Annotated in this window: 19 protein-coding genes; 9 read left to right on the top strand and 10 right to left on the bottom strand. The window is 65.7% G+C overall.

The features are described from left to right. Positions 1-4: 4 nt before the first annotated feature. Both EN857_RS21140 and EN857_RS21135 read left to right on the top strand, forming a co-directional pair. Entirely contained in the window at positions 5-1,141 is a 1,137-nt protein-coding gene (locus EN857_RS21140; protein WP_135859239.1) for an alpha-hydroxy acid oxidase, read from the top strand. A gap of 59 nt (positions 1,142-1,200) precedes the next feature. Further along, positions 1,201-1,977 carry a metallophosphoesterase family protein gene (locus tag EN857_RS21135; RefSeq protein WP_135859238.1) on the top strand — a complete coding sequence of 259 codons (777 nt, stop codon included), beginning with the start codon at positions 1,201-1,203 and terminating at the stop codon, positions 1,975-1,977. Positions 1,978-2,023: 46 nt separating this feature from the next. Here EN857_RS21135 and EN857_RS21130 read toward each other — a convergent pair whose 3' ends face one another. Both EN857_RS21130 and EN857_RS21125 read right to left on the bottom strand, forming a co-directional pair. Next, the gene (locus EN857_RS21130) at positions 2,024-2,164 is read right to left on the bottom strand and encodes a hypothetical protein (RefSeq protein ID WP_006206855.1); all 141 of its coding nucleotides are present in this window, start codon (positions 2,162-2,164) and stop codon (positions 2,024-2,026) included. Positions 2,165-2,589: 425 nt separating this feature from the next. After that, complete coding sequence (locus EN857_RS21125; protein WP_135859237.1) at positions 2,590-3,288, bottom strand: type 1 glutamine amidotransferase; 699 nt, start codon at positions 3,286-3,288, stop codon at positions 2,590-2,592. Between the two features lie 75 nt (positions 3,289-3,363). Between EN857_RS21125 and EN857_RS21120 the strand changes: the two genes are divergently transcribed. The 4 genes from EN857_RS21120 (at position 3,364) to EN857_RS21105 (ending at position 7,363) form a co-directional block, all read left to right on the top strand. Then, positions 3,364-4,011, top strand: coding sequence for a hypothetical protein (locus EN857_RS21120; protein ID WP_135859236.1), 648 nt, complete (start codon positions 3,364-3,366; stop codon positions 4,009-4,011). A gap of 31 nt (positions 4,012-4,042) precedes the next feature. After that, the gene (locus EN857_RS21115) at positions 4,043-4,777 is read left to right on the top strand and encodes a 16S rRNA (uracil(1498)-N(3))-methyltransferase (RefSeq protein ID WP_135859235.1); all 735 of its coding nucleotides are present in this window, start codon (positions 4,043-4,045) and stop codon (positions 4,775-4,777) included. A gap of 104 nt (positions 4,778-4,881) precedes the next feature. Next, on the top strand, positions 4,882-6,255 hold the full coding sequence (locus EN857_RS21110; RefSeq protein ID WP_127283818.1) for a glutamate--cysteine ligase: 1,374 nt from the start codon (positions 4,882-4,884) through the stop codon (positions 6,253-6,255). 103 nt (positions 6,256-6,358) lie between these two features. Continuing rightward, positions 6,359-7,363, top strand: a complete 1,005-nt coding sequence (locus tag EN857_RS21105; protein WP_135859234.1) for a DUF937 domain-containing protein — start codon at positions 6,359-6,361, stop codon at positions 7,361-7,363. Positions 7,364-7,510: 147 nt separating this feature from the next. Here the strand turns inward: EN857_RS21105 and EN857_RS21100 are convergent, their stop codons facing one another. Continuing rightward, complete coding sequence (locus EN857_RS21100; RefSeq protein ID WP_127393045.1) at positions 7,511-7,801, bottom strand: DUF1127 domain-containing protein; 291 nt, start codon at positions 7,799-7,801, stop codon at positions 7,511-7,513. 178 nt (positions 7,802-7,979) lie between these two features. Here EN857_RS21100 and EN857_RS21095 point away from each other — a divergent pair, with 178 nt between their 5' ends. Next, positions 7,980-8,936 carry a LysR substrate-binding domain-containing protein gene (locus EN857_RS21095; RefSeq protein WP_127283821.1) on the top strand — a complete coding sequence of 319 codons (957 nt, stop codon included), beginning with the start codon at positions 7,980-7,982 and terminating at the stop codon, positions 8,934-8,936. A gap of 8 nt (positions 8,937-8,944) precedes the next feature. On the opposite strand, the gene EN857_RS21090 is transcribed toward EN857_RS21095, so the two are convergent. Beyond that, entirely contained in the window at positions 8,945-11,173 is a 2,229-nt protein-coding gene (locus EN857_RS21090; RefSeq protein WP_135859233.1) for an EAL domain-containing protein, read from the bottom strand. A gap of 122 nt (positions 11,174-11,295) precedes the next feature. On the opposite strand from EN857_RS21090, the gene xseA reads away from it, so the two are divergent. Together xseA and EN857_RS21080 are read left to right on the top strand one after the other, a co-directional pair. After that, entirely contained in the window at positions 11,296-12,858 is a 1,563-nt protein-coding gene (gene xseA / locus EN857_RS21085; protein ID WP_135859230.1) for an exodeoxyribonuclease VII large subunit, read from the top strand. An 8-nt stretch (positions 12,859-12,866) separates the two neighbouring features. Beyond that, a complete protein-coding gene (locus tag EN857_RS21080; RefSeq protein WP_135859227.1) occupies positions 12,867-13,991 on the top strand; it encodes a P1 family peptidase in 1,125 nt (374 codons plus the stop codon). Positions 13,992-14,029: 38 nt separating this feature from the next. Here the strand turns inward: EN857_RS21080 and EN857_RS21075 are convergent, their stop codons facing one another. The 6 genes from EN857_RS21075 to EN857_RS21050 form a co-directional block, all read right to left on the bottom strand. Then, positions 14,030-14,281: a DUF768 domain-containing protein gene (locus EN857_RS21075; protein ID WP_127286754.1), complete on the bottom strand. Its 252-nt coding sequence runs from the start codon at positions 14,279-14,281 to the stop codon at positions 14,030-14,032. A gap of 512 nt (positions 14,282-14,793) precedes the next feature. Continuing rightward, complete coding sequence (locus tag EN857_RS21070) at positions 14,794-15,705, bottom strand: ABC transporter permease (protein ID WP_135859224.1); 912 nt, start codon at positions 15,703-15,705, stop codon at positions 14,794-14,796. Further along, positions 15,702-16,802 (bottom strand): ABC transporter permease, encoded by a 1,101-nt coding sequence (locus EN857_RS21065; protein ID WP_135859220.1) that lies wholly within the window; start codon positions 16,800-16,802, stop codon positions 15,702-15,704. Before EN857_RS21065 ends, EN857_RS21070 begins: the two co-directional genes overlap by 4 nt. Further along, positions 16,799-18,322: an ABC transporter ATP-binding protein gene (locus EN857_RS21060; protein ID WP_135859217.1), complete on the bottom strand. Its 1,524-nt coding sequence runs from the start codon at positions 18,320-18,322 to the stop codon at positions 16,799-16,801. Before EN857_RS21060 ends, EN857_RS21065 begins: the two co-directional genes overlap by 4 nt. A 2-nt stretch (positions 18,323-18,324) precedes the next feature. Continuing rightward, positions 18,325-19,419 (bottom strand): BMP family ABC transporter substrate-binding protein, encoded by a 1,095-nt coding sequence (locus EN857_RS21055; RefSeq protein WP_189521661.1) that lies wholly within the window; start codon positions 19,417-19,419, stop codon positions 18,325-18,327. A gap of 26 nt (positions 19,420-19,445) precedes the next feature. After that, positions 19,446-20,825 carry an amidohydrolase gene (locus tag EN857_RS21050; protein ID WP_135859212.1) on the bottom strand — a complete coding sequence of 460 codons (1,380 nt, stop codon included), beginning with the start codon at positions 20,823-20,825 and terminating at the stop codon, positions 19,446-19,448.

Here is a 20,825-nt window from a genome sequence, read left to right as displayed (position 1 = left end):
GACCATGACCGACATCCTCACCATTGCCGATCTGAAGGACCTGGCGCGCCGCCGCGTGCCGAAGATGTTCTTCGACTACGCCGATTCCGGCGCCTGGACCGAAAGCACCTACCGCGCCAACGAGGAGGATTTCGCCAAAATCAAGTTCCGCCAGCGCGTGCTGGTGGACATGAGCAACCGCTCGCTGGAAACGACCATGATCGGCGAGAAGGTGGCGATGCCGGTGGCGCTGGCGCCAACCGGGCTGACCGGCATGCAGCACGCCGATGGCGAGATGCTGGCGGCCCAGGCGGCGGAGGAGTTCGGCGTGCCGTTCACGCTGTCGACAATGAGTATCTGCTCAATCGAGGATGTCGCCTCAGTGACGAAGAAGCCGTTCTGGTTCCAGCTCTACGTGCTGCGCGACAAGGACTTTGTCCTCAACCTCATCGACAGGGCAAAGGCGGCGAATTGCTCGGCTCTGGTGCTGACGCTCGACCTGCAGATCCTCGGCCAGCGCCACAAGGATGTCCGCAACGGGCTTTCAGCGCCGCCGAAGATGACGCTCGCCAACATCATCGACCTGGCGCTCAAGCCGCGCTGGTGTCTGGGCATAGCTGGCACCAAGCGCCGCACCTTCCGCAACATTGTCGGACACGCCAAGGGGGTCGGCGACGTCTCTTCGCTGTCGTCGTGGACGACGGAGCAGTTCGATCCGCAGCTGTCGTGGAAGGATGTCGCCTGGATCAAGGAACGCTGGGGCGGCAAGCTGATCCTGAAGGGCATCCTCGACAAGGAGGACGCGCTGATGGCGGCCCAGACCGGCGCCGATGCGATCGTCGTTTCCAACCATGGCGGACGCCAACTCGACGGCGCCGCCTCGTCGATCGAGGTGCTGGAGGAGATCGCCGACGCCGTCGGCGACAGGATCGAGGTGCACATGGATGGCGGCATCCGCTCGGGCCAGGACGTGCTCAAGGCGCTCTGCCTCGGCGCCAAGGGCACCTATATCGGCCGGCCCTTCCTCTACGGCCTCGGCGCCATGGGCAAGGACGGGGTCACCAAGGCGCTGGAGATTATCCGCAAGGAGATGGACATCACGCTGGCGCTGTGCGGTAAGCGTTTGGTAACCGACATGGGCAAGGACCAGCTGAGGCGCTAGGGCCTATTCACCTATGCGCTCTAGTTTCCCGTGATGATCGATACGGGAAGACGCTCGCCGTGACCGAAACCGGCATCCATTATCTCGACGCGCGCGGGCCGGAAGGCCTGCGGCTCTACGCCATCGGCGACGTGCATGGCCGGCTCGACCTTCTGGCCGCCATGCACCGCCGGATCGAGAGCGAGCTCGAATACAAGCCGACCGCCGACTGGCGCGTCATCCATCTCGGCGACTATACCGACCGTGGTCCGGATTCCAGGGGCGTGATCGATTTCCTGTTCGACGCAAGGGCACGCGACCCGCGCCATCTGATGCTTGCCGGCAACCACGATGTCGGCTTCCTCGACTTTCTCGCCGAGCCCGACGCGGACGGCCTGTTCATGCGCTATGGCGGCATCCAAACGGCGCAGTCCTACGGCGTGACGCTGCCTGCGGCCAGTGGCTGGTTCGGCACGGCGGAGACGGCATTGCGGGAGGGACACGCGACCCTGGTCGCGGCCGTGCCGCGAGCCCATGTCGACTTCCTGCGCTCACTGCCGTTTTCGGTGGCGTTCGGCGACTTCTTCTTCTGCCATGCCGGCATCCGGCCAGGCATACCGCTCGAAAGCCAGAGTCCGCAGGACCTGATCTGGATTCGCGACGCCTTTCACGATCACCCCGGCCTTTATCCGAAAGTGATCGTGCATGGGCACACACCGGTGCCGGAGGCCGAAATCATGGCCAACCGCGTCAATGTCGACACGCTCGCATGGCATTCGGGAACGCTCAGCGCGCTCGTCGTCGACGGCGCGGATAAGCGCATCCTGACGGTCGAGGCGCGGCCGTTCCAGTCATGATCCCGGCTATGGGATCAGCTTTCCGTTTGTCGGGAAGGACCAGGCTTTAGCGAAGGGCGGCGGTGACGCCGTAGCCGTCGACGGCCTGGTGATTGTTGGCGGCGTCGGCCGAATAGATGCCGAGGCCGCACAGGACGATGGCAGACAGCATGACAAAGGACAGAAGCGCTGCTTTCACGGACGTCATCTCTGGTTGAGCTTCCTGCATCTGTGCACGACCCGGTTACCAATGCGTTGAAACGATAAAATGCGTCTCAATGTTTCGACGATTTCGCGTTTCTAAGCAGATTCCGTATCGCCGGTGTGTCGCGCGGATCACACAGAAGGTTCATCGCGGTTGCACCGGCGATACAAAGCGCGCGCCTTCTAGGATGGCGCGCGGACACAAACCAAGGATGAAAAGGGTTTTCCCCAGCCGGAACTGCCGTGGCGTGCCAATAATGTCACGCCGCCCCAGGTCGGTGTGCGCCAAGGTGGGTTGAGATTCAGGTCAGGCCGAGCCGAAACTATGGCTTCTGAGAACCGGAGCGGAGCGCACTTTGAAGTACGTGAGCAGCGGAAGCGCAGGAAGCCATTGTTTGCAGGCCGGCCTCACCCGAATATCGACACGCCTCAGATGGTCGCCACCCAGGCACGGGCAATGGCCAGACCGGCGGCGTCGGCATCGGAACCGTTGCGGGTGATTTCGCCGTCGAGCCGGCCGTTCCAGTCGGGATGGCGCTCGGCGATGAGGGAGGCGAAGGATGTGCTCCAGTCGCGCACCATCGGCGTATCCGCCTCGAAATGGAACTGGAAGCCGTAAACGGCGCGGCCAAGGCGGAAGGCCTGGTTCTCGGCGACGGCGCTGCCTGCCAGCCGCACGGCATTCTGCGGCAGCACGAAGGTGTCGTCGTGCCATTCGAAGATCGGGAAATTCTCCGGCAAGGCAGCCAGCACCGGATCGGTCTTCGCCGCCGGCGTCAGCGACACCTGGTGCCAGCCGAACTCGGTGGCACCGCCGATCTGGTTCTCGCCGCCGAAGGCACGCGCCAGCAGCTGGCTGCCGAGGCAGATGCCGAGCACCGAGCGGTCCCTGTCGGCGAAGTCGCGGGTCAGATCGAGCAGTTCGGGGAAATAGGGGCAAAGCTCGTCATCGAGCGCGTTCTGGGCGCCGCCGAGCACGACCATGGCGTCATGCTCGCCGCTGTGCACGGGCAAGGCCTCGCCGTTGTAGGGCTTGCGCAGATCGATATCGGCGCCGGCCTCGACCAGCGCTGCGCCGATCTGGCCAAGGCCTTCATTGTCGAAATTCTGGACGACCAGGACGCGCATCGAAACCCTGCTGACATGATATTGAGCCCGCGAGCGATATCATGGCGCCCGCATCGCAGCCAAGAAGGAACGCCTATGCCACTGCAGAACCGGGTCGATCCGTTCGGCGCCATCCATGCCGTGTCCGAACGCGGCCTGTTCACCGGCAATCGTGGCATCATCCACGACCCCGACACGAAGACCTTGCTGAAGAAGCGCTGGGCGCTTCAGGCCTGGATCATCTGCGTGTGCCAATTTCGCAATGTGCGACGCGAGCCGATGGGCCGCAACAGGCCGGGCGGCAAGGCGGGCTGGACCGAACTGTTCTTCCTCGACGAGGTGACGGCGCTGGCCGCCGGCCATCGGCCCTGCTTCTTTTGCCGGCGCGAACGGGCCAGCGACTTCGTCCGCCGGTTCGGCGAGGCCTCCGCCATCGCCGAGCCGCGCGCGCCGATGCTCGACAAGCGGCTGCACAAGGAGCGGCTGGCCCCGGGCGGCCAGCCGCCAACGGTCAAGCCGGAAGAGCTGGCCGCCCTGCCCGATGGCAGCATGATCGCGGACGGCAACACGGCCTGTGCGCTGCGTGGCGGCAAGGCGCTGCGCTGGTCGTTCGCGGGCTATGGCACACCGGCCGCTTTTGGCGACCTGGCTGGCCGGCCGCTTCGCCTGCTGACACCGGCGACCACCATCTCGGTGCTGCGGCAAGGCTACGCGCCGGCATGGCACCCTTCGGCCGAGGCTTGACGGCAAAGTCCGCCTCGCCCATTGCTCGGCGATGCGCGCCAATTACAAGATGCAGCGGCTGTTCGTGCCGGACGATCTCGGAGCCGACATCGAATTCGACGCCGGGCAGCAGCAGAGCCATTACCTGATGCATGTGCTGCGTCTTTCCGAAGGCGCCGAGATCCTGGTCTTCAACGGCCGCGACGGGGAATGGTTGGCGGCGATCGCCGCCAGATCGAAGAAGGCGGTGCGGCTGAAGGTGCTCGACCAGCAGCGGCCGCAGCCGCCGCTGCCCGACCTCGTCTACTGCTTCGCGCCGCTGAAGCAGGGACGGCTCGACTATCTGGTGCAGAAGGCGGTCGAGATGGGCGCCGGTATCCTGCAGCCGGTGATCACCCAGCATACGCAGGTTGCAAAACCGGGCATCGAGCGGCTGCGCGCCAATGTCGTCGAAGCGGCCGAGCAATGCGGCATTCTCGCCGTGCCCGAGGTGCGCGAGGCGGAAAAGTTCGAGCGCCTGCTGACAGGCTGGGACAAGGAACGGCGGCTGATCTTCTGCGACGAAGACGCCTCGACCAACAACCCGCTGCCGGCTCTGCAGGCGGTCGGCGAGACAAAGCTCGCGCTGCTGGTCGGGCCGGAGGGCGGCTTTTCCGACGACGAGCGCAAGATGCTGAGGGCATTGCCTTTCGTCACCGCCATCCCGCTCGGTCCGCGCATCCTGCGCGCCGACACCGCCGCCGTGGCCGCGCTTGCGGTGATGCAGGCGACGATCGGCGACTGGTGATCAAATCCAGTTGAGCCTTGGCTCAGGATTTTTCGCTTGATCGGCTACTGACATTTCGTCCATTTAGCGCCCGGCGGCGAGATAGCCGCTGCGGAGGGCTTCCCATGGCGCGCGACACAACCGATTTCCGGCCCATCGAGGGCGTCGACGAGCTCGTCGCCTATCTTGCCGAAGGCAACAAGCCGCGCGAGCAATGGCGCATCGGCACCGAACACGAGAAGTTTCCGTTCTATGTCGACGGCAACGCGCCGGTGCCGTATGGCGGCGAGCGCGGCATCCGCGCCATTCTCGAAGGCATGCAGCAAAAACTCGGCTGGGACCCGATCCTGGACGACGGACGCATCATCGGCCTGGTCGAGCCGACCGGCCAGGGGGCGATCTCGCTGGAGCCCGGCGGCCAGTTCGAACTGTCGGGCGCGCCGCTGGAGTCGATCCACCAGACCTGCCGCGAGGGCAACGCGCACCTCTCCCAGGTGCGCGAGATCGCCGAACCGCTGGGCATCCGCTTCCTCGGCCTCGGCGGCAGCCCGAAATGGTCGCTCGCCGAAACGCCGAAAATGCCGAAGTCGCGCTACGAGATCATGACGCGCTACATGCCGAAGGTCGGCACCAGGGGCCTCGACATGATGTACCGCACCTGCACCATCCAGGTGAACCTTGACTTCGAGAGCGAGGCGGACATGCGCCGCAAGATGCAGGTCTCGCTCAAGCTGCAGCCGCTGTCGACGGCGCTGTTCGCCAACTCGCCCTTCACCGAAAGCCGGCCGAACGGACTGCAGAGCTGGCGCGGCGATATCTGGCGCGACACCGACAACCAGCGCTCCGGCCTGCTCGAATTCTGCTTCTCGCCCGATTTCGGCTTCGCCGACTATGTAGAATGGGCGCTCGACGTGCCGATGTATTTCGTCATCCGCGACGGCCACTATCACGACATGACGCACATCACCTTCCGCCAGTTCATGGCAGGGGCCGCCCGCAATGAGGTCCCGGACGGGCTGCCGACGATGGGCGACTGGGCGAACCATCTGTCGACGCTGTTCCCCGACGTCAGGCTGAAGCGCTTCCTCGAAATGCGCGGCGCCGACGGCGGGCCGTGGCGGCGCATCTGCGCGCTGCCGGCCTTCTGGGTCGGGCTGCTCTACGACGAGGCGGCGCTGGAGGCCGCCGAGGCGCTGACCGCGAGCTGGACCTACAAGGAAGTGCTGGCAATGCGCAACGCGGTGCCGGAGCTGGGCATTTCGGCGCCGTTCCGCAACACGACCTTGCGCGATGTCGCCCGCGACGTGCTCGCCATTTCGCGCTCGGGGCTGAAGAACCGCGCCCGCAAGAACCGCGACGGCTATGACGAGACCTCGTTCCTCAACACGCTGGACGAAGTCGTGGCGCGCGGCACGACCAGCGCCGAGGAAATGCTGTCGGCCTACCACACGCGCTGGGGCGGCTCGATCGAGCCGGTGTTCATGGAATATGCTTACTGACCCTTCGCCGTCCGCCCGGCGGAGAGGGCGGCAAAAGCCGCTTCAATCAGCGATGGAAACGAACTAGGCTTCTCCAACGAGGATGTTCCCGGAGGAGAACCCAATGCCTTCCCTGTTCGACATATTCGCCCAGGCCCAGAACGGCGCCGGCATGCAGGCGCTGGCTCAGCAGTTCGGGCTTTCGATGCAGCAGACCCAGGCCGCGGTCGAGGCGCTGCTGCCGGCCTTTTCGCAAGGGCTGCAGCGCAACACGGCCGACCCCTACGGGCTCGGCGCTTTCATGACGGCGATGGCGAGCGGCCAGCACGCCAAATATTTCGAGGACGCGACCCGGGCCTTCTCGCCGCAAGGCATCAACGAGGGCAACGGCATTCTTGGCCATCTGTTCGGCTCGAAGGAGCTGTCGCGGGCCGTCGCCAGCCAGGCCGCGCAAGCGACCGGTCTCAGCCAGCAGGTGCTGCAGCAGATGCTGCCGGCGATGGCATCGATGATGATGGGCGGGCTGTTCAAGCAGACCACCAACCAGATGCAGGCGGCGGGCGGCTTCGGCGGCGGCGGCAATCCGCTCGGCGAGATCATAGAGCAGATGATGCGACAGGCGGGCGGCAGCGCGCAGCAGCCGCAACAGGCGCCCAATCCCTACGGCGACAACCCGCTCGGCAAGGTGCTGCAGGACATGTTCGGCGGCGGCGCGCAGCAGCCGCAGAGCCAGCCGCAGCAGGCGCCCAATCCCTATGGCGACAACCCGCTCGGCAAGGTGCTGCAGGACATGTTCGGCGGCGGCGCGCAACAGCCGCAAGGCCGGACGCAGCCGCAGGCCCAAAGCCCCTATGGCGACAACCCGCTGGGCAAGATGTTCGAGGAGATGCTGCGGCAAGGTGGCGGCGGTTTCGGCTTGCCCGGGGCCGAGCCGGCGCCGCAGCAACCGCAGGCGTCTCAGCCACGCCAGGCGCCGCAGCCGCAGACCAATCCGAGCGGCAGGCCGCGGAACCCGTTCGACGATATCTTCGGCAAGATGTTCGAGACCGGCGCGCAGCAGCGCGACGAGTATCAGAAGGGCATGGAGACGATTTTCGATCAGTTCAAGCGGGGCATGGATCGACGATAGCCCGAAAAGAAAGGCCCGGTCCTTGGGAGGACCGGGCAGCGTGCAGGCAGGCCGGGGGAACCGGCAGGGAGTGGGGAGCCTGCATGAACCTTGGTCGCCGCGCCCCTTGAAAAGGTTCAGGGCGACCGAATGCGCCAGCCGGCTGGATCAAGCCACCTTGCGGGCGAGATCCTCGATCGTGTCGACCCGATCGCTGGCGATCGCGCGCAGCTTCACGGTCGGATCACGGCCAAAGGGCACGGCAACGGCGACGTGGAGGTCGGCGCGTGTCAGGCCGATGTCGGCGAGCTCGGCGTCCGACATCTCGCCGAGGCGATAGAATTCGCGGCGGTTTTTCCAGGCTCGGTAGGCATCGGCGACGGCATTGAGCACGCGCGTCGCAACGGCCGGACGCGTGGTGATGCGCGAGGTCTCGGTGGCGAAATCAAACGTGGTCATGTCAGTCCTCCTTCAGAGTCGAGCAGACGAAGCCGGGCAAACGTCGCTGGGAGGAGCGCCGTTCCGGTCTCGATTCACATGCCTTCATGTGGATGTTGGAGAATGTGCCACCGTGCGATTGATTAATCCAACGAATGTTTCTAATCTTTAGCATCAACATCAATGATGGATTGGACCGATGAAAGCGCCGCTCGATCTCGATCAGTTGCAGACCTTCATCTCGATCGCCGATACCGGCAGCTTCACCCGCGCGGCGGAAGAGGTGCACCGGACGCAGTCGGCGGTGTCGATGCAGATGCGCCGGCTGGAGGAGCGGATCGGCAAGCCGCTGTTCGAAAAGGACGGCCGCACCAACAAGCTGACCGAGGAAGGCGACAGGCTGCTTTCCTATGCAAGGCGGCTGATCTTCCTCAACCGGGAGACGCTGGCCGCCTTCGACGACAAGCGGCTGGAAGGCACGATCCGCATCGGCACGCCGGACGACTACGCCGACCGCTTCCTGCCCGAGATCATGGCGCGCTTCACGCGCTCCAATCCGCGGGTCGAGCTGACCGTCATCTGCGAGCCGACGCCGGGGCTGGTCGAACACATCAAGCGCGGCAATCTCGACCTGGCCCTGGTGACGCACAACGACACGCGCGGCCAGTCGGAAGTGGTGCGGCGCGAGCCGCTTTTGTGGGTGACCTCGGCCAACCATGCAACGCATGAGCAGGAAATCCTGCCGATGGCCTTCGGCCGGCCGAACTGCATCTGGCGCCGCGCCGCCGTCGACGTGCTCGACCGGCAGAACCGCGAGTACCGCATCCTGTTCTCGAGCTTCTCAGCGACCGTCATCACCGCCGCGGTGCTTTCCGGCCTCGCGATCTCGGTGCTGCCCGAATGCGCGCTGCGGCCCGGCATGCGCGTGCTCGGCGAGGCAGACGGCTTCGGCACCCTGCCCGACTGCCGCATCGGCATCATGCGCGGCCAGACCTCGCAGCCGGAGATCGTCGACGCGCTTGCCCGCCACATCTGCGAAAGCCTCGACAACATATCGGTGCCGCTCGGCGAAGAGACGGGAAGCTTCGATTTCGCCGCGCTCGCCTTCACCAAGATGAAGCGGACCAAGCCGAACCAGATCATGCCGGGCTGGTAGGGTCTTTCCTAGGCGCGCGCAGCCGCCGGCACGACGTCGTGCGGCTTAGCCAGGCCGGAAAGGCCGAGCAACTGGGCCGGTTCGAGCGGTGGCGACAGGAAATAGCCCTGGAACTGCCGGCAGCCCATGGCGACCAGCAGGATCTTCTGTGCCTCGGTCTCGACGCCCTCGGCGGTGACGTCGACGCCGAGCGCGACGGCGAGGTCGATCAGCGCCTTGACGATCGCCGCCGCATTGGCCTCGCCGTCGAGCAGCCGCACAAAGGAGCGGTCGATCTTGAGCTTGTCGATGGCGTGGCGGCGCAGATAACTCAGCGACGAATAGCCGGTGCCGAAATCGTCGAGCACGATGCCGACACCGGACTCGCGCAAGGCCGTCAGAGCCGCCCGCGAGGCATCGCTGTTTTCCAGAAGCACGCTCTCGGTGATCTCGAGCTGCAGGCGCTGCGGCGCCAGGCCGGTATCGGCGAGGATCGATGCAACCTGTTCGGCAAAGCCGGCGTCACGCAACTGCAGCGGCGACACATTGACGGCGAGCCACGGCAATTCGGTGCGCACGGCGAAGCGGCAGGCTTCCTGCAGCACCCATGCGCCGAGCTGGCCGATCATGCCGCGCTCCTCGGCAATGGCGATGAACTGCGCCGCCGGCAAGGCGCCGTGCACCTCATGCCCCCAGCGGATCAGCGCCTCCGCGCCGAGGATCGTCTTGCCGTTTGCCGCGAACACCGGCTGGTAGGCGAGCCCGATGCCGGTACCGCCATCGAGGGCCTTGCGAAGCTCGGTCTCGACCTTGCGCTTGCGCAAGAGAAGGTCGTCCATGTCGCCGGCGAAGACCTGGTGCCGGCCGCGGCCATTCTTCTTGGCCTCGTAAAGCGCGATGTCGGCCTTGCGCAGCAGATCGTCGGCATCGATCTCGGCGCCGACCGACAGCGCGATGCCGATGCTGGCGCTGATGAAGACCTGATCGTCGATCAGCTTGAACGGCTCCTGCAGCTTCTGCAGCAGCCGCTCGGCAATATCCTCCGCGGCGCGGATATCGCGGATGTCGATGAGGATCAGCGCGAATTCGTCGCCGCCCAGGCGCGCCACGGTATCGACTTCACGAACGGTATGCTGGAGCCTGGCCGCCGTCTGGCGCACCAGTTCGTCGCCAGCCGGATGGCCGAGCGTGTCATTGATATGCTTGAAGCGGTCGAGATCGAGGTAGAGCAGCGCCACTTTCCCCATATCGTGACCGGCCGTGTCGTGGGTGGTCCTGAGCAGGGCCCGCCGGAGCCGATCCTCGAACAGGGCGCGGTTGGGCAGACCCGTGAGCGTGTCGTGGAAAGCGAGGTATTGCGCCTCGTCCTGGCTGGTCTGCAGCGCCGACGATGCGCGGCGCAGGCGGCGCAGCAGGAAGGCGAGCACGCTCGCCGCGAGCAGCAGGCCGATTACCAAGGCCGGGGCCGCCTTGCGCACCAGCGTCAGGCCGGGCCGTTCCTGGTCCCAGCCGATATAGCCGAGGATGACACCGCGTGAATCGAGCAGCGGAATGGCCGCCGAGCCGGTCGGCTGCGACAGCGGCAGCAGATGCGCGCCGTCCAGCAGATATTTTTCGGCGATCTTGCCGATCACCTTGTCGCTGATGAACTCGACCGAGATGTGGAGGTATTCGCTGCCCGGTGCCTGGGTGAGCCGGTTCGTGCTGGGGACGAGCGGCATGATGCTGAGAATGGCCGGCTTGCCGCCGAGCGCCACCAGGTCCTCGCCGACCATCTTCGCCGGCGCGGCCGAAGCGTCCTCGCTCGGCGGCTCGGCCATCTTGGCGCGCAGACTTTCGATGGTGGGCAGCAATGCGGGCGCGTCCTCGCCATAGACGGACGGATCGAGCACCTTGCCTTCCCGCATGGCGTGAACCGGACGGTTTGCGGCATCCAGCACATAGACCCGGTTGTGGCCGTAATAGGAGTACATCCAGACGCTGAGGTTCTCCTCTATCCAGGCCTGGTTTCCCGCCTTCACATTGATGATGGAATCATCCCAGACGGTCACGCTCTCCTGCTCGCGCTCCACCGCCGCGATCTGATCCTTCAAGCCATTGGCAAAGAATATCTTTTGCCGCTCGAGCGAGACATGATCGGCCTGGGCAGTGGCGTAGAAGCCGAACCCGACGACCATGGCCAGCGCGAAGGCGGCGAGCATCAGCACGGTCAGCGTGACCTGATGCGTCAATGGGCTGTTGCTTGCGCGTGCGCTCATGCGTTCCTGGCCAGCTGCGTTGCCGACAAGTCAAAGCAAATCGGGCTTAAGATCGCGTTATAATATTAGCGCGGATTGAGCGCCGCCTTGACGCGGACGGGCAACCACCCCTCAATCGGCCGATGAGCGATACGGCATCCGAATCACGCAGCAATGCCACCGAATACACGGTTAGCGAGATCTCCGGCGCGCTGAAGCGCACGGTCGAGGACGCGTTCGGCAATGTGCGGGTGCGCGGCGAGATTTCCGGCTACCGCGGCCCGCATTCGTCCGGCCACGCCTATTTCGCATTGAAGGACGACCGCGCGCGGCTCGATGCCGTGGTGTGGAAGACCACGATGAGCCGGCTGAAATTCCGCCCCGAGGAAGGGATGGAGGTGATCGCCACCGGCAGGCTGACGACCTATCCCGGCAAGTCCAACTACCAGATCGTCATCGACAATCTGGAACCGGCCGGTGCCGGCGCGCTGATGGCACTGCTCGAGGAACGCAAGCGCCGGCTGCAGGCCGAGGGCCTGTTCGATGCCGGCCGCAAGCGGCGGCTGCCGTTCATGCCCGGCGTCATCGGCGTCGTCACCTCGCCGACCGGCTCGGTGATCCGCGACATCATCCACCGCATCAAGGACCGCTTCCCGCTGCACGTCCTGGTCTGGCCGGTCAGGGTGCAGGGCGAGACGGCGGGCGCGGAAGTGACCGCCGCGGTCAACGGCTTCAACGCGCTCGCCCGGGATGGCGCCATCCCTCATCCCGACGTGCTGATCGTGGCGCGCGGCGGCGGCAGCCTCGAGGATCTCTGGGGCTTCAACGACGAGAGCCTGGCGCGCGCGGTCGCCGCCTCGCGCATTCCGGTCATCTCCGCCGTCGGCCACGAGACGGACTGGACGCTGATCGACTTCGCGGCCGACATGCGGGCGCCGACGCCGACCGGCGCGGCCGAGATCGCCGTGCCGGTCAGGGCCGACCTCGAAGCGACGCTGGCAAGCCTCGCAGCACGGCTCAGAGCTTGCGCCTCGCGCAATCTCGAACGCAAGCGCCAGGCGGTGCGCGCGGCGGCGCGGGCGCTGCCCTCGCCCGAGCAGTTGTTGGCCCTGCCACGCCGCCGCTTCGACGAGGCGACGAGCCGGCTCGGCCGGGCCCTGACGGTGAGCATCGAGCGCAAGCGCGCAAGGCTGGAGCGGCAGCGGCTGACGCCCGCCACACTCTCGCGCCGCATCAACGAAGCGCGCACGCTGACCGGCCGCGATCTCGCCCGCGCACAGGCGGCGTTCTTTGCCATCGCGCGCGAGAGGCGGGCACGCTTCAAACGCACCGCCGCAAGGCTGTCGCCGGCGCCGATCGTCAGGCGTCAGAAGGCTCAAGGCGACACTCTGACCGGGCTGACGCGGCGCCAGGACCATGCCATCGCGCGACGGCTGGACCGGTTGCGCGCGAGCCTGACCCAGGCCGACCGGCTTTTGTCGACGCTGTCGCACAAGGCGGTGCTGGCGCGCGGCTTCGCGCTGGTCAAGGATGCCGAAGGCGCGGTGATCAAGCTGGCGGCGGACGTGGTACCAGGGGCGGCGCTGTCGCTGGAATTCGCCGACGGCAGCGCCGACGTGGTCGCCACCGGCGGCGGCGCGCGGCCCAAGGCGTCAGCCAAACCAGCCAAGCCAAGGGAGCCGGGCAATCAAGGCTCGCTGTTCTGAGGCGCGGCATGACAGGACATGATCCGCATCTCCTGACGCCGTCCCGAAAGCAGCGCGCCCGCGCTTTCGGCATCGGCTTCGACGGCACGGCCGGGGAGTTCAATGCCATCACCGACGTGCCGGGCGTTTCGGTGGGCTATACGACGCTGATCTCGGGCGACGGGCCGCTGGTCGTCGGCAAGGGGCCGGTGCGCACCGGCGTGACCGCCATCCTGCCCAGGCCGATTGCTGAACTCGCGACGCCGGTCTTTGCCGGCGTCTTCAGCCAGAACGGCAACGGCGAACTGACGGGAACGCACATCATCGAGGAGACCGGCGCCTTCAATTTCCCGGTCACCATCACCAACACGCATTCCTGCGGCGTCACCCGCGACGGCACGCTGCGCTGGATGCACAAGGTGCTGCCGGCCGCGCTCGACACAGGCTGGGGCCTGCCGGTGGCGGCGGAGACCTTTGACCGCTTCCTCAACGATATCAACGGCCATCATGTCAGCTTCGACGATGTTGCCGGCGCGCTCGACAGCGCTGCCATCGGCGCTATCGAGGAAGGCAGCGTCGGCGGCGGCACCGGCATGATCACCTTCGGCTTCAAGGCCGGGTCCGGCACCGCATCGCGCATCGTCGCATGGCAGGACAGCCGCTACACCGTCGGGGTGTTCGTGCAGGCGAATTTCGGCAAGCGGCGCAATTTCACCCTGCGCGGCCAGCGCGTCGGGCCGGATCTCGCCGAACCAGCGATCCGCGAAGGCACGCCGCGCGCCGAAAAGGGTTCGATCATCGCCGTCGTCGCCACCGACGCGCCGTTCCTGCCGCATCAGATGAAGCGGCTGGCAAGGCGTGTGCCGCTCGGCATCACCATGACCGGCGGCTACGGCTACCACAGCTCGGGCGACATTTTTCTTGCCTTCTCGACCGCCAACCCGGAGGCTGCGCTCGGACCGTCAGGACGGATCGCGCATGCCGATTTCGTTCCGGACGTCGATATCGATCCGTTTTTCGATGCGGTGGTGCAAGGGGTGGAGGAAGCAATCCTCAACGCGCTGGTCGCCAATGAGGACATGACAGGGCGGGACGGCAATTTCGTGCCGGCGCTGCCGAAGGCCTGGCTTCAGGCCAAATTCCCGAAAGGGTAGTCGCTGCCTGGGACAGGCGCGCCCCGCCCGGGTCTAGCTCACTCGGACGGCTTGTCCGGATGGGTTTCTTGCTCGGCCTCGGCGGCCTCTTCGAGGCGCGATGCGATTAATTCCTTGATGTCGCCGACCTCTTCCTGGATGTCCTCAAGAAGAATGCCCTCCTCGGCCGCCTTGGCCGCGCATTCCCTGGCGAGGGTCTCGGCCTGCGTGTCGATCTTTACCGGCGAGTGCTGGCAATGGACCTTCTCGCCAATCCACCCCCGCAAGAATTCGATCGCATGTTCACTCATACTGCTTTTCCCTAGCGGCTATGCCGGTTGGTAATCATAAACGTCGGCACCCCGCAAAGGATGCATGCACCCATTCCAGCCGAGTCGGCATCTCCCGGCAAGTTGATCTTGCCCGAGGTCCACAGCGTGCGAGAGGAGGGAAGCGTCAAGGGACACGTTCTGATCGTTGAGGATGATGGTGGAGGCGGCTGGGATACCCAGCATCATGCTATTGTTTCTATTTTGCTTTTCCGGTTTTCAGACCGATTTGCATCACAATAGGTGTCAGCACATTCGCAACGCCGTCGACCGCCCCATACCCAAGGCGCGTCGCCGAAGCCGCCGGTATATAGTGATATCCTCATGCGATGTCGACTCTCCTGGTTGCGGTGCTTCTTTCCGCCGCAATGAGGGGTCTGGCGGGGGCTGTCGGCGGCGTGGCAGGCCGGCTGCCCCGAACTGGCGCCCGACCATCGGCGTTGCCGTTTCGCCGGGGCAGATGGCATTGGCCGCATTGCGGCGCATCCGTGGTGCTAGCGCTCGAAAGGCTCTCCCAGCGAAGCAACGCCGTTGAGCTTGAGCAGCCGCCGGTTCGACGAGATGATGCCAAGCACGATGATTGTCACGAGATAGGGCAGGCTCGACAGAAGTTGCGAGGAAACGCCCAGCCCGGTCGCCTGCGCCGCCAGACTTGCCAGGGACACGGCGCCGAAGAGACACGCGCCTAGAAAGATACGGCTGGTGAGCCAGGTGCCGAAGACGACCAGCGCAATCGCAATCCAGCCGCGCCCGGCGATCATGCCATCGGCCCACAGCGGCGTGTAGACCACGGCTGCGTAGGCGCCGGCAAAACCCGCCAGCACGCCGCCGAAGGCGACGGCGGCAAAGCGCACGGCGATCACCGGATAGCCGAGCGCATGCGCCGCCTTGGGGTTCTCGCCGACGGCGCGGACGACGAGACCGGTCTTGGTGTAGGCGAACGTCGCCCAGATGGCGACGGTCGCGGCAAGCGAAAGCCACACGACAATGTCCTGAGCGAACAGGCCGCCGACGACCGGGATATCCGACAGCCAGGGCAATGACAGCTTCGGCAGCCCCCTGACCGTGAGGCTCTCGAAGCTCTTGCCGAACAGCGCCGAGAGGCCCTGGCCGAGTATGCCTATGGCGAGGCCGACCGCGACCTGGTTGGCGCGGAATCCCAGCGCGATGACGGCAAAGACTAGGGAAAGCGCAGCGCTGGCAAGGCCGGCGGCGAGGAATCCGAGCAGATGCCCGCCGCCCTGATAGACGACGATGAAAGCAATCACGGCACCGAGGGCCATCAGTCCCTCGACGCCGAGATTGAGGACGCCGGCCCGCTCGGCCACCAGTTCGCCGAGCGCCGCCAGAAGGAACGGCGTGGCTGCCGCCAGCATCCCGGCGACTATGAACTCAACGGCGTTCATGAGGTGCTTCCGTGGGCGGCATGGCGCCAGGCGAGCCGGTAGCGGACGAAGGCGATGGCGACGAGATAGGCAAGCAGCAGGCTGCCCTGGAAGACCCGGACCGCTGCGACCGGCAGATTTGCCGAGACCATGGCATTATCGCCGCCGATATAGAGGGCCGCCATCAGCAGCGCGGAAAAGACGATGCCGACCGGGTGAAGGCCACCGAGATAGGCGACGATGATGGCGGCGTAGCCGTAGCCGGTAGAGATGGAGCGCTGCAACTGACCAAGCGGCCCGGCCACCTCGGCCGCTCCGGCGAGGCCTGCAGCAAAACCACCGATGAGCAGCGAAAGCCAGATCGCGCGCCCTTCGTTGAAGCCGGCGTATCCGGCGGCGTGCGGCGCGAGGCCGCCGACCTGCAGCTTGTAGCCAGCGAAACTCCTCTGCATGAAGACCCAGGCCGCGAGGGAGAATGCGAAGGCGACAAGCAGCGAGACGTTGACCCGGGTGCCGGGGATCAGGATCGGCACCATCGCGTCATACTGGAACATCACCGATTGCGGGAAGTTGAAGCCGGCCGGATCCTTCCAGGGGCCGAGAAGCAGATAGTTGAGCAATTGCGCGGCGACGAGCGCCAGCATGAGCGACACCAGAATCTCGTTTGCATTGAGCCTGACGCGCCAGAAGGCGGTGAGCGATGCCCACAGCGCGCCGCCCAGCGCGCCGATGACGAGCATGGAGGGCCAGATCCACTGGCCCGTCGCGGCTGGAAACCAGATTGGGATAGCCGATGCGAAGATCGCGCCGAGGATGAACTGGCCCTCGGCGCCGATGTTGAAGACCTTCGCGCGAAAGCCGATGGCAAGCCCCTGCGCGATGAGCAGGAGCGGCCCGGTCTTGAGCAGGACTTCCGAGAACGAGGCCCAGGACAGGAAGGGTTCAAGAAGCATCGCGTGGAAAACGGCTACGGGATCGCGGCCCATCAGCACGTAGAGCCCGAGATTGAGGAGCGTCGCCAGGCCGAGCGCCACGGGCGGGGCGACCAGCTTGACGGTAAGCGAGGCATGCTCCCGGCGAACCAGAACGGGAAGGAACGGCCTGGAGGAAGCGATCATGCAGGGACTTTCCTGGCCGTCGAATGGGCGCCGATCATGTAGCGGCCGATCTCCTCGGGTCTGGTGTCGCGCGTCACCAGCGGCGGGCTCAGCCGGCCCTGATGGATCACCTGGATCGAATCGCAGAGTTCGAACAGCTCCTCCAGTTCCTCCGAGATGACGAGGATGCCCACGCCTTCGTTACGCAGGGCGACAAGGCGCCGGCGGATGGCGGCGGCCGCGCCGATATCCACGCCCCAGGTCGGCTGCGCCACGAACAGCAATTTCGGCGACAGCATGATCTCGCGGCCGACGATGAACTTCTGCAGATTGCCGCCCGAGAGCGCGCCGGCCTCCGCTTCGGAACCGGGCGTGCGCACGTCGTATTGGCGGATGCAGTCGTCGGTGAAAGCCTTCGCCCGCAGCGTGTCGACGAGGCCGCGCTTCAGCAGGCCGAACGGATGGGCGGTCAGAAGGCTGTTGAGGACAAGCGACATTTCGGGCACCGCGCCGCGGCCGAGCCGTTCCTCCGGAACGAAAGCCAAGCCCAGCCGGCGCCGGGCCGCCGCATCGAGCGCGCCGACATCCTTTCCCATCATGAAGATACGGTCGGACTTTTCGCGCGGCAGCACCGTCTCGCCCGAGATCAGCGCCGCGAGTTCGCTCTGCCCGTTGCCCGATATGCCCGCGATGCCGAGGATCTCGCCGGCCCGCACCGTCAGGCTGACGTCGGAAAGCGGCACCGCGAAGGGATCGTCCGGCCGATGGTCGAGGCCGACGATCTCGAGGCACTTGTCGCCGCCGAAATGCGCGACCGCCGGCATGGGCTGCGGCATGTCGCGGCCGATCATCATGCGGGCGAGGTCGTGCGCGTCGTGGTCGCGCGGGTCCACATTGCCGGTGACGCGCCCGCCGCGCAGGATGGTCGCACGGTCGCAGACCGCGCGGATCTCCTCCAGCTTGTGCGAGATGAAGAGGATGGAAACGCCGCCGTCGCGCAGCCGCCGCAAGGTCTCGAACAGCTTGTCGACCGATTGCGGCGGCAGGACGGAGGTCGGCTCGTCGAGGATCAGAAGCTGGGGTTCGGTCATCAGGCAGCGGATGATCTCCACCCGCTGCCGTTCTCCGACCGAGAGCGCGTGCACATGGGCGAGCGGATCGACTTGAAGTCCGAAGTCGCGGCCGAGCGCACGTATGCGTTGCGCCAGATCCGATTTGCTTGCGGGCACGACCAGGCGGATGTTTTCCACCACCGTCAGCGTCTCGAACAAGGAGAAATGCTGGAAGACCATGCCGATCCCCTTGCGCCTCGCATCCGCGGGGGAAGCGAGGGCCAGGGGTTCGCCTTTCCAGATCACCGTTCCGGCGTCGGGCTGCTCGACGCCGTAGATCAGCTTCATCAGCGTCGACTTGCCCGCTCCGTTTTCGCCAAGGATCGCGTGGATCGAGCGCGGAGCCACGTCCAGATCGATGTCTCGATTGGCATGGATCTGGCCGTAGCTCTTGGAGATGCCGCGCAGCGACAGGAGCGGGACTGTCATGGTCACTTGGGCAGCGGCGTGGCGACACCCTTGACGTGCCAGTCCATGGCCACGATCTCGGCCTCGGTCATCGTCTTGCCGGCGGGGACGCCCTCGCTGCCATCGGCCTTGGCGATCGGACCGGCAAAGGGCGAGAAGCTGCCGGCCGCGATCTTGGCTTCGACCTCCTTGATCCTGGTCATCATGTCGGCCGGGATGCCCGGGTTCCAGTCGACGACCTCGACAACCTTGTCGCCGACACCCAGGAAAGCGTTGGCGCCCTTGAAGTTGCCGGCGATGTGGGCGTCGACGGAGGCCTTGAAGAAGGGCGACCAGTCGGTCGCAACACAGCCGAGATAGGTTTTTGGCGCGTATTTCTTCATCGACGAGTTGAGGTTGAAGGCGGGGACGCCGGCCTCCTCGCAGGCCGAGATGACCGAGGGCGTGTCCTGCGCGTTGGAGAAGATCACGTCGCATTTCTGCGCCAGCAGCGCCTTGGCTGCCTCCTGCTCCTTGGCAGGATCGAACCAGGAGTTCACCCATACGACCGAAACCTCGACATCGGGCTTCACCGCCTGCGCTCCGAGCGTGAACGCGTTGATCGAAGTGATCAGCTCGGGAATGGCGAAGGCGGAAACCGAACCGAGCTTGCCGGTCTTCGAAAGCGCGGCTGCCGCCATGCCCATCAGGTAGGTGCCCTGGGAATATTGGGCCGCGAAGGGCGAGAAGTTCGGCGCCACCTGGAAACCGGAGGCATGCAGAACGGTGACGTCCGGATTGCGGCGCGCGATCTGCAGGGCGCCGTTCTGGTAGCCGAAGGAGCCGGCGATCAGGAACTTGTTCCCGTCGGCGACCGCCTTGTTCATGATCCGGTCGGCGTCGGGTCCTTCCTGTATGTTCTCGATGATGGTCACCTTCACCTTGTCGCCATAGGCCGCCTTCACCGGATCGAGCGCGTCGGCAAGCGCCCGGCCCCAGCCGACATCGCCGACCGGCGACGGGACCACCAGCACGATGCCCAGAGGTTCGTCGGCTGCAAGCGCGCGGCCGCCGAGCGTTGCGGCCAGCCCGGTGGCGGCCGCGCCCTTCATCAATGTTCTGCGGGTAAGATTTGTCAGCATGTCGGTTCCCCTTGTTTTGGTTGCTAGAATTCCACTGTCGCGAGCGCCGCCTCGGCTTGCGCGAAGAGCCGGGCCTCGTCGAGCCCCGGAATTTCGCCCTTGGCCCAGACGATGCGGCCGTTGATCATGGTCATGTCGGTGGGCGCGCCGATGCCGACCTTGGCCAGCAGGCTCAGCGGATCGTGCCTGGTGCCGACATAGTCCATGCGCCGCGTGTCGATGGCGAAAAGGTCGGCGGCCATGCCGGGCGCCAGCCTGCCGATGTCGCGGCGCCCGAGCAGCGCCGCGCCCCCGGTCGTCGCATAGCCGAGAAAATCGGCCGGCGGCGGAACCGGATGGCCGCGTGTCGATGCCGCCAGGCATTGCAGCATGTAGGCGGAATGGATGCAGTGCATCAGGTTGGAATTGTCGTTCGAGGCGGCACCGTCGCAGCCCAGCCCCACATCGAGCCCGAAGGCCGACATCGCCGGAATGTCGGTTATCTCGGCGCCGACGAGATAGACCGGCTCCGGGCAGTGCGCGACGCCGGTGCCGCTCGCGGCCATCTTGCGCAATTCGTCGTGGGTCAGTTCCCAGCAATGGGCATAGAAGGCATCCGGCCCGCAGAAGCCGATCTCGGCGCAATAGTCCACCGTGCGCATGCCGTGACGGGCTTCGATGACCGGGCTTTCGCCCTCGCCGACATGGGTATGCATGCGCACCCCGCGGTCGCGCGCCAGCGCCACCGATTCCACGAAGGTCTCGCGATAGCAGTTGACCGGCTGGCAGGGCGCGACGACGAGCTGGCGCATGCTGAAAGGACCGGCGTCATGATAGGCGTCGATCAGCCGGGCACAGTCGGCGATGAACTCGTCCGTCGTTTCCAGCATGGCGTCGGGGATGGTCGAGCCTTGCGATTTCGGCAGCGTGTTGCCGCCGCGTCCGGCATGGAAGCGCATGCCGAGGAGTTCGGCCGCCTCGAACTGCCGGTCGATCAGCCGTTTGCCGGCATGCCGCGGAAAACAATACTGATGGTCGAATGCCGTCGTGCAGCCGTGCTTTATCAACTCGGCCATCGCGGTCACCGATGCGTGGTAGAAGCATTCCTCGGTCAGCCGCGAGAAAACGGGATAGATGCGGTCGAGCCATTCGATGACCGACAGCTTCGTCCAGTCCAGATCGGCGCGGTTGCGGACGAAGCACTGGAAGAAGTGGTGATGGGTGTTCACGAGGCCGGGATAGACGAACCAGCCGGCGGCGTCGCGCGCGACGGTACCGGCGGGCAGTTCCGCCTTGTCGAGGCCCTCGCCGATGGCCCGTATCGCCGGGCCATCGGTCAGGACATCGACATTGCGCCGGACGTGAGGGCCGTTGCCCTCGTCGACGATGACCGCAGCGCAGTTCTTCAGCAAATAGCCAGCCAC

This window comes from Mesorhizobium sp. M4B.F.Ca.ET.214.01.1.1 (assembly GCF_004791545.1).
Lineage (GTDB): Bacteria > Pseudomonadota > Alphaproteobacteria > Rhizobiales > Rhizobiaceae > Mesorhizobium > Mesorhizobium abyssinicae.
Note: the sequence above shows the minus strand (reverse complement) of the source record. Positions and strands in the feature narration are given on the sequence as shown.

Bases quoted from the DNA above. Each gene is read 5' to 3' on its own strand.
- EN857_RS21140 (WP_135859239.1), top strand. From the start codon at position 5: ATGACCGACATCCTCACCATTGCCGATCTGAAGGACCTGGCGCGCCGC.
- EN857_RS21130 (WP_006206855.1), bottom strand. From the start codon at position 2,164: ATGACGTCCGTGAAAGCAGCGCTTCTGTCCTTTGTCATGCTGTCTGCC.
- EN857_RS21125 (WP_135859237.1), bottom strand. From the start codon at position 3,288: ATGCGCGTCCTGGTCGTCCAGAATTTCGACAATGAAGGCCTTGGCCAG.
- EN857_RS21120 (WP_135859236.1), top strand. From the start codon at position 3,364: ATGCCACTGCAGAACCGGGTCGATCCGTTCGGCGCCATCCATGCCGTG.
- EN857_RS21115 (WP_135859235.1), top strand. From the start codon at position 4,043: ATGCGCGCCAATTACAAGATGCAGCGGCTGTTCGTGCCGGACGATCTC.
- EN857_RS21110 (WP_127283818.1), top strand. From the start codon at position 4,882: ATGGCGCGCGACACAACCGATTTCCGGCCCATCGAGGGCGTCGACGAG.
- EN857_RS21105 (WP_135859234.1), top strand. From the start codon at position 6,359: ATGCCTTCCCTGTTCGACATATTCGCCCAGGCCCAGAACGGCGCCGGC.
- EN857_RS21100 (WP_127393045.1), bottom strand. From the start codon at position 7,801: ATGACCACGTTTGATTTCGCCACCGAGACCTCGCGCATCACCACGCGT.
- EN857_RS21095 (WP_127283821.1), top strand. From the start codon at position 7,980: ATGAAAGCGCCGCTCGATCTCGATCAGTTGCAGACCTTCATCTCGATC.
- EN857_RS21090 (WP_135859233.1), bottom strand. From the start codon at position 11,173: ATGAGCGCACGCGCAAGCAACAGCCCATTGACGCATCAGGTCACGCTG.
- xseA (WP_135859230.1), top strand. From the start codon at position 11,296: ATGAGCGATACGGCATCCGAATCACGCAGCAATGCCACCGAATACACG.
- EN857_RS21080 (WP_135859227.1), top strand. From the start codon at position 12,867: ATGACAGGACATGATCCGCATCTCCTGACGCCGTCCCGAAAGCAGCGC.
- EN857_RS21075 (WP_127286754.1), bottom strand. From the start codon at position 14,281: ATGAGTGAACATGCGATCGAATTCTTGCGGGGGTGGATTGGCGAGAAG.
- EN857_RS21070 (WP_135859224.1), bottom strand. From the start codon at position 15,705: ATGAACGCCGTTGAGTTCATAGTCGCCGGGATGCTGGCGGCAGCCACG.
- EN857_RS21065 (WP_135859220.1), bottom strand. From the start codon at position 16,802: ATGATCGCTTCCTCCAGGCCGTTCCTTCCCGTTCTGGTTCGCCGGGAG.
- EN857_RS21060 (WP_135859217.1), bottom strand. From the start codon at position 18,322: ATGACAGTCCCGCTCCTGTCGCTGCGCGGCATCTCCAAGAGCTACGGC.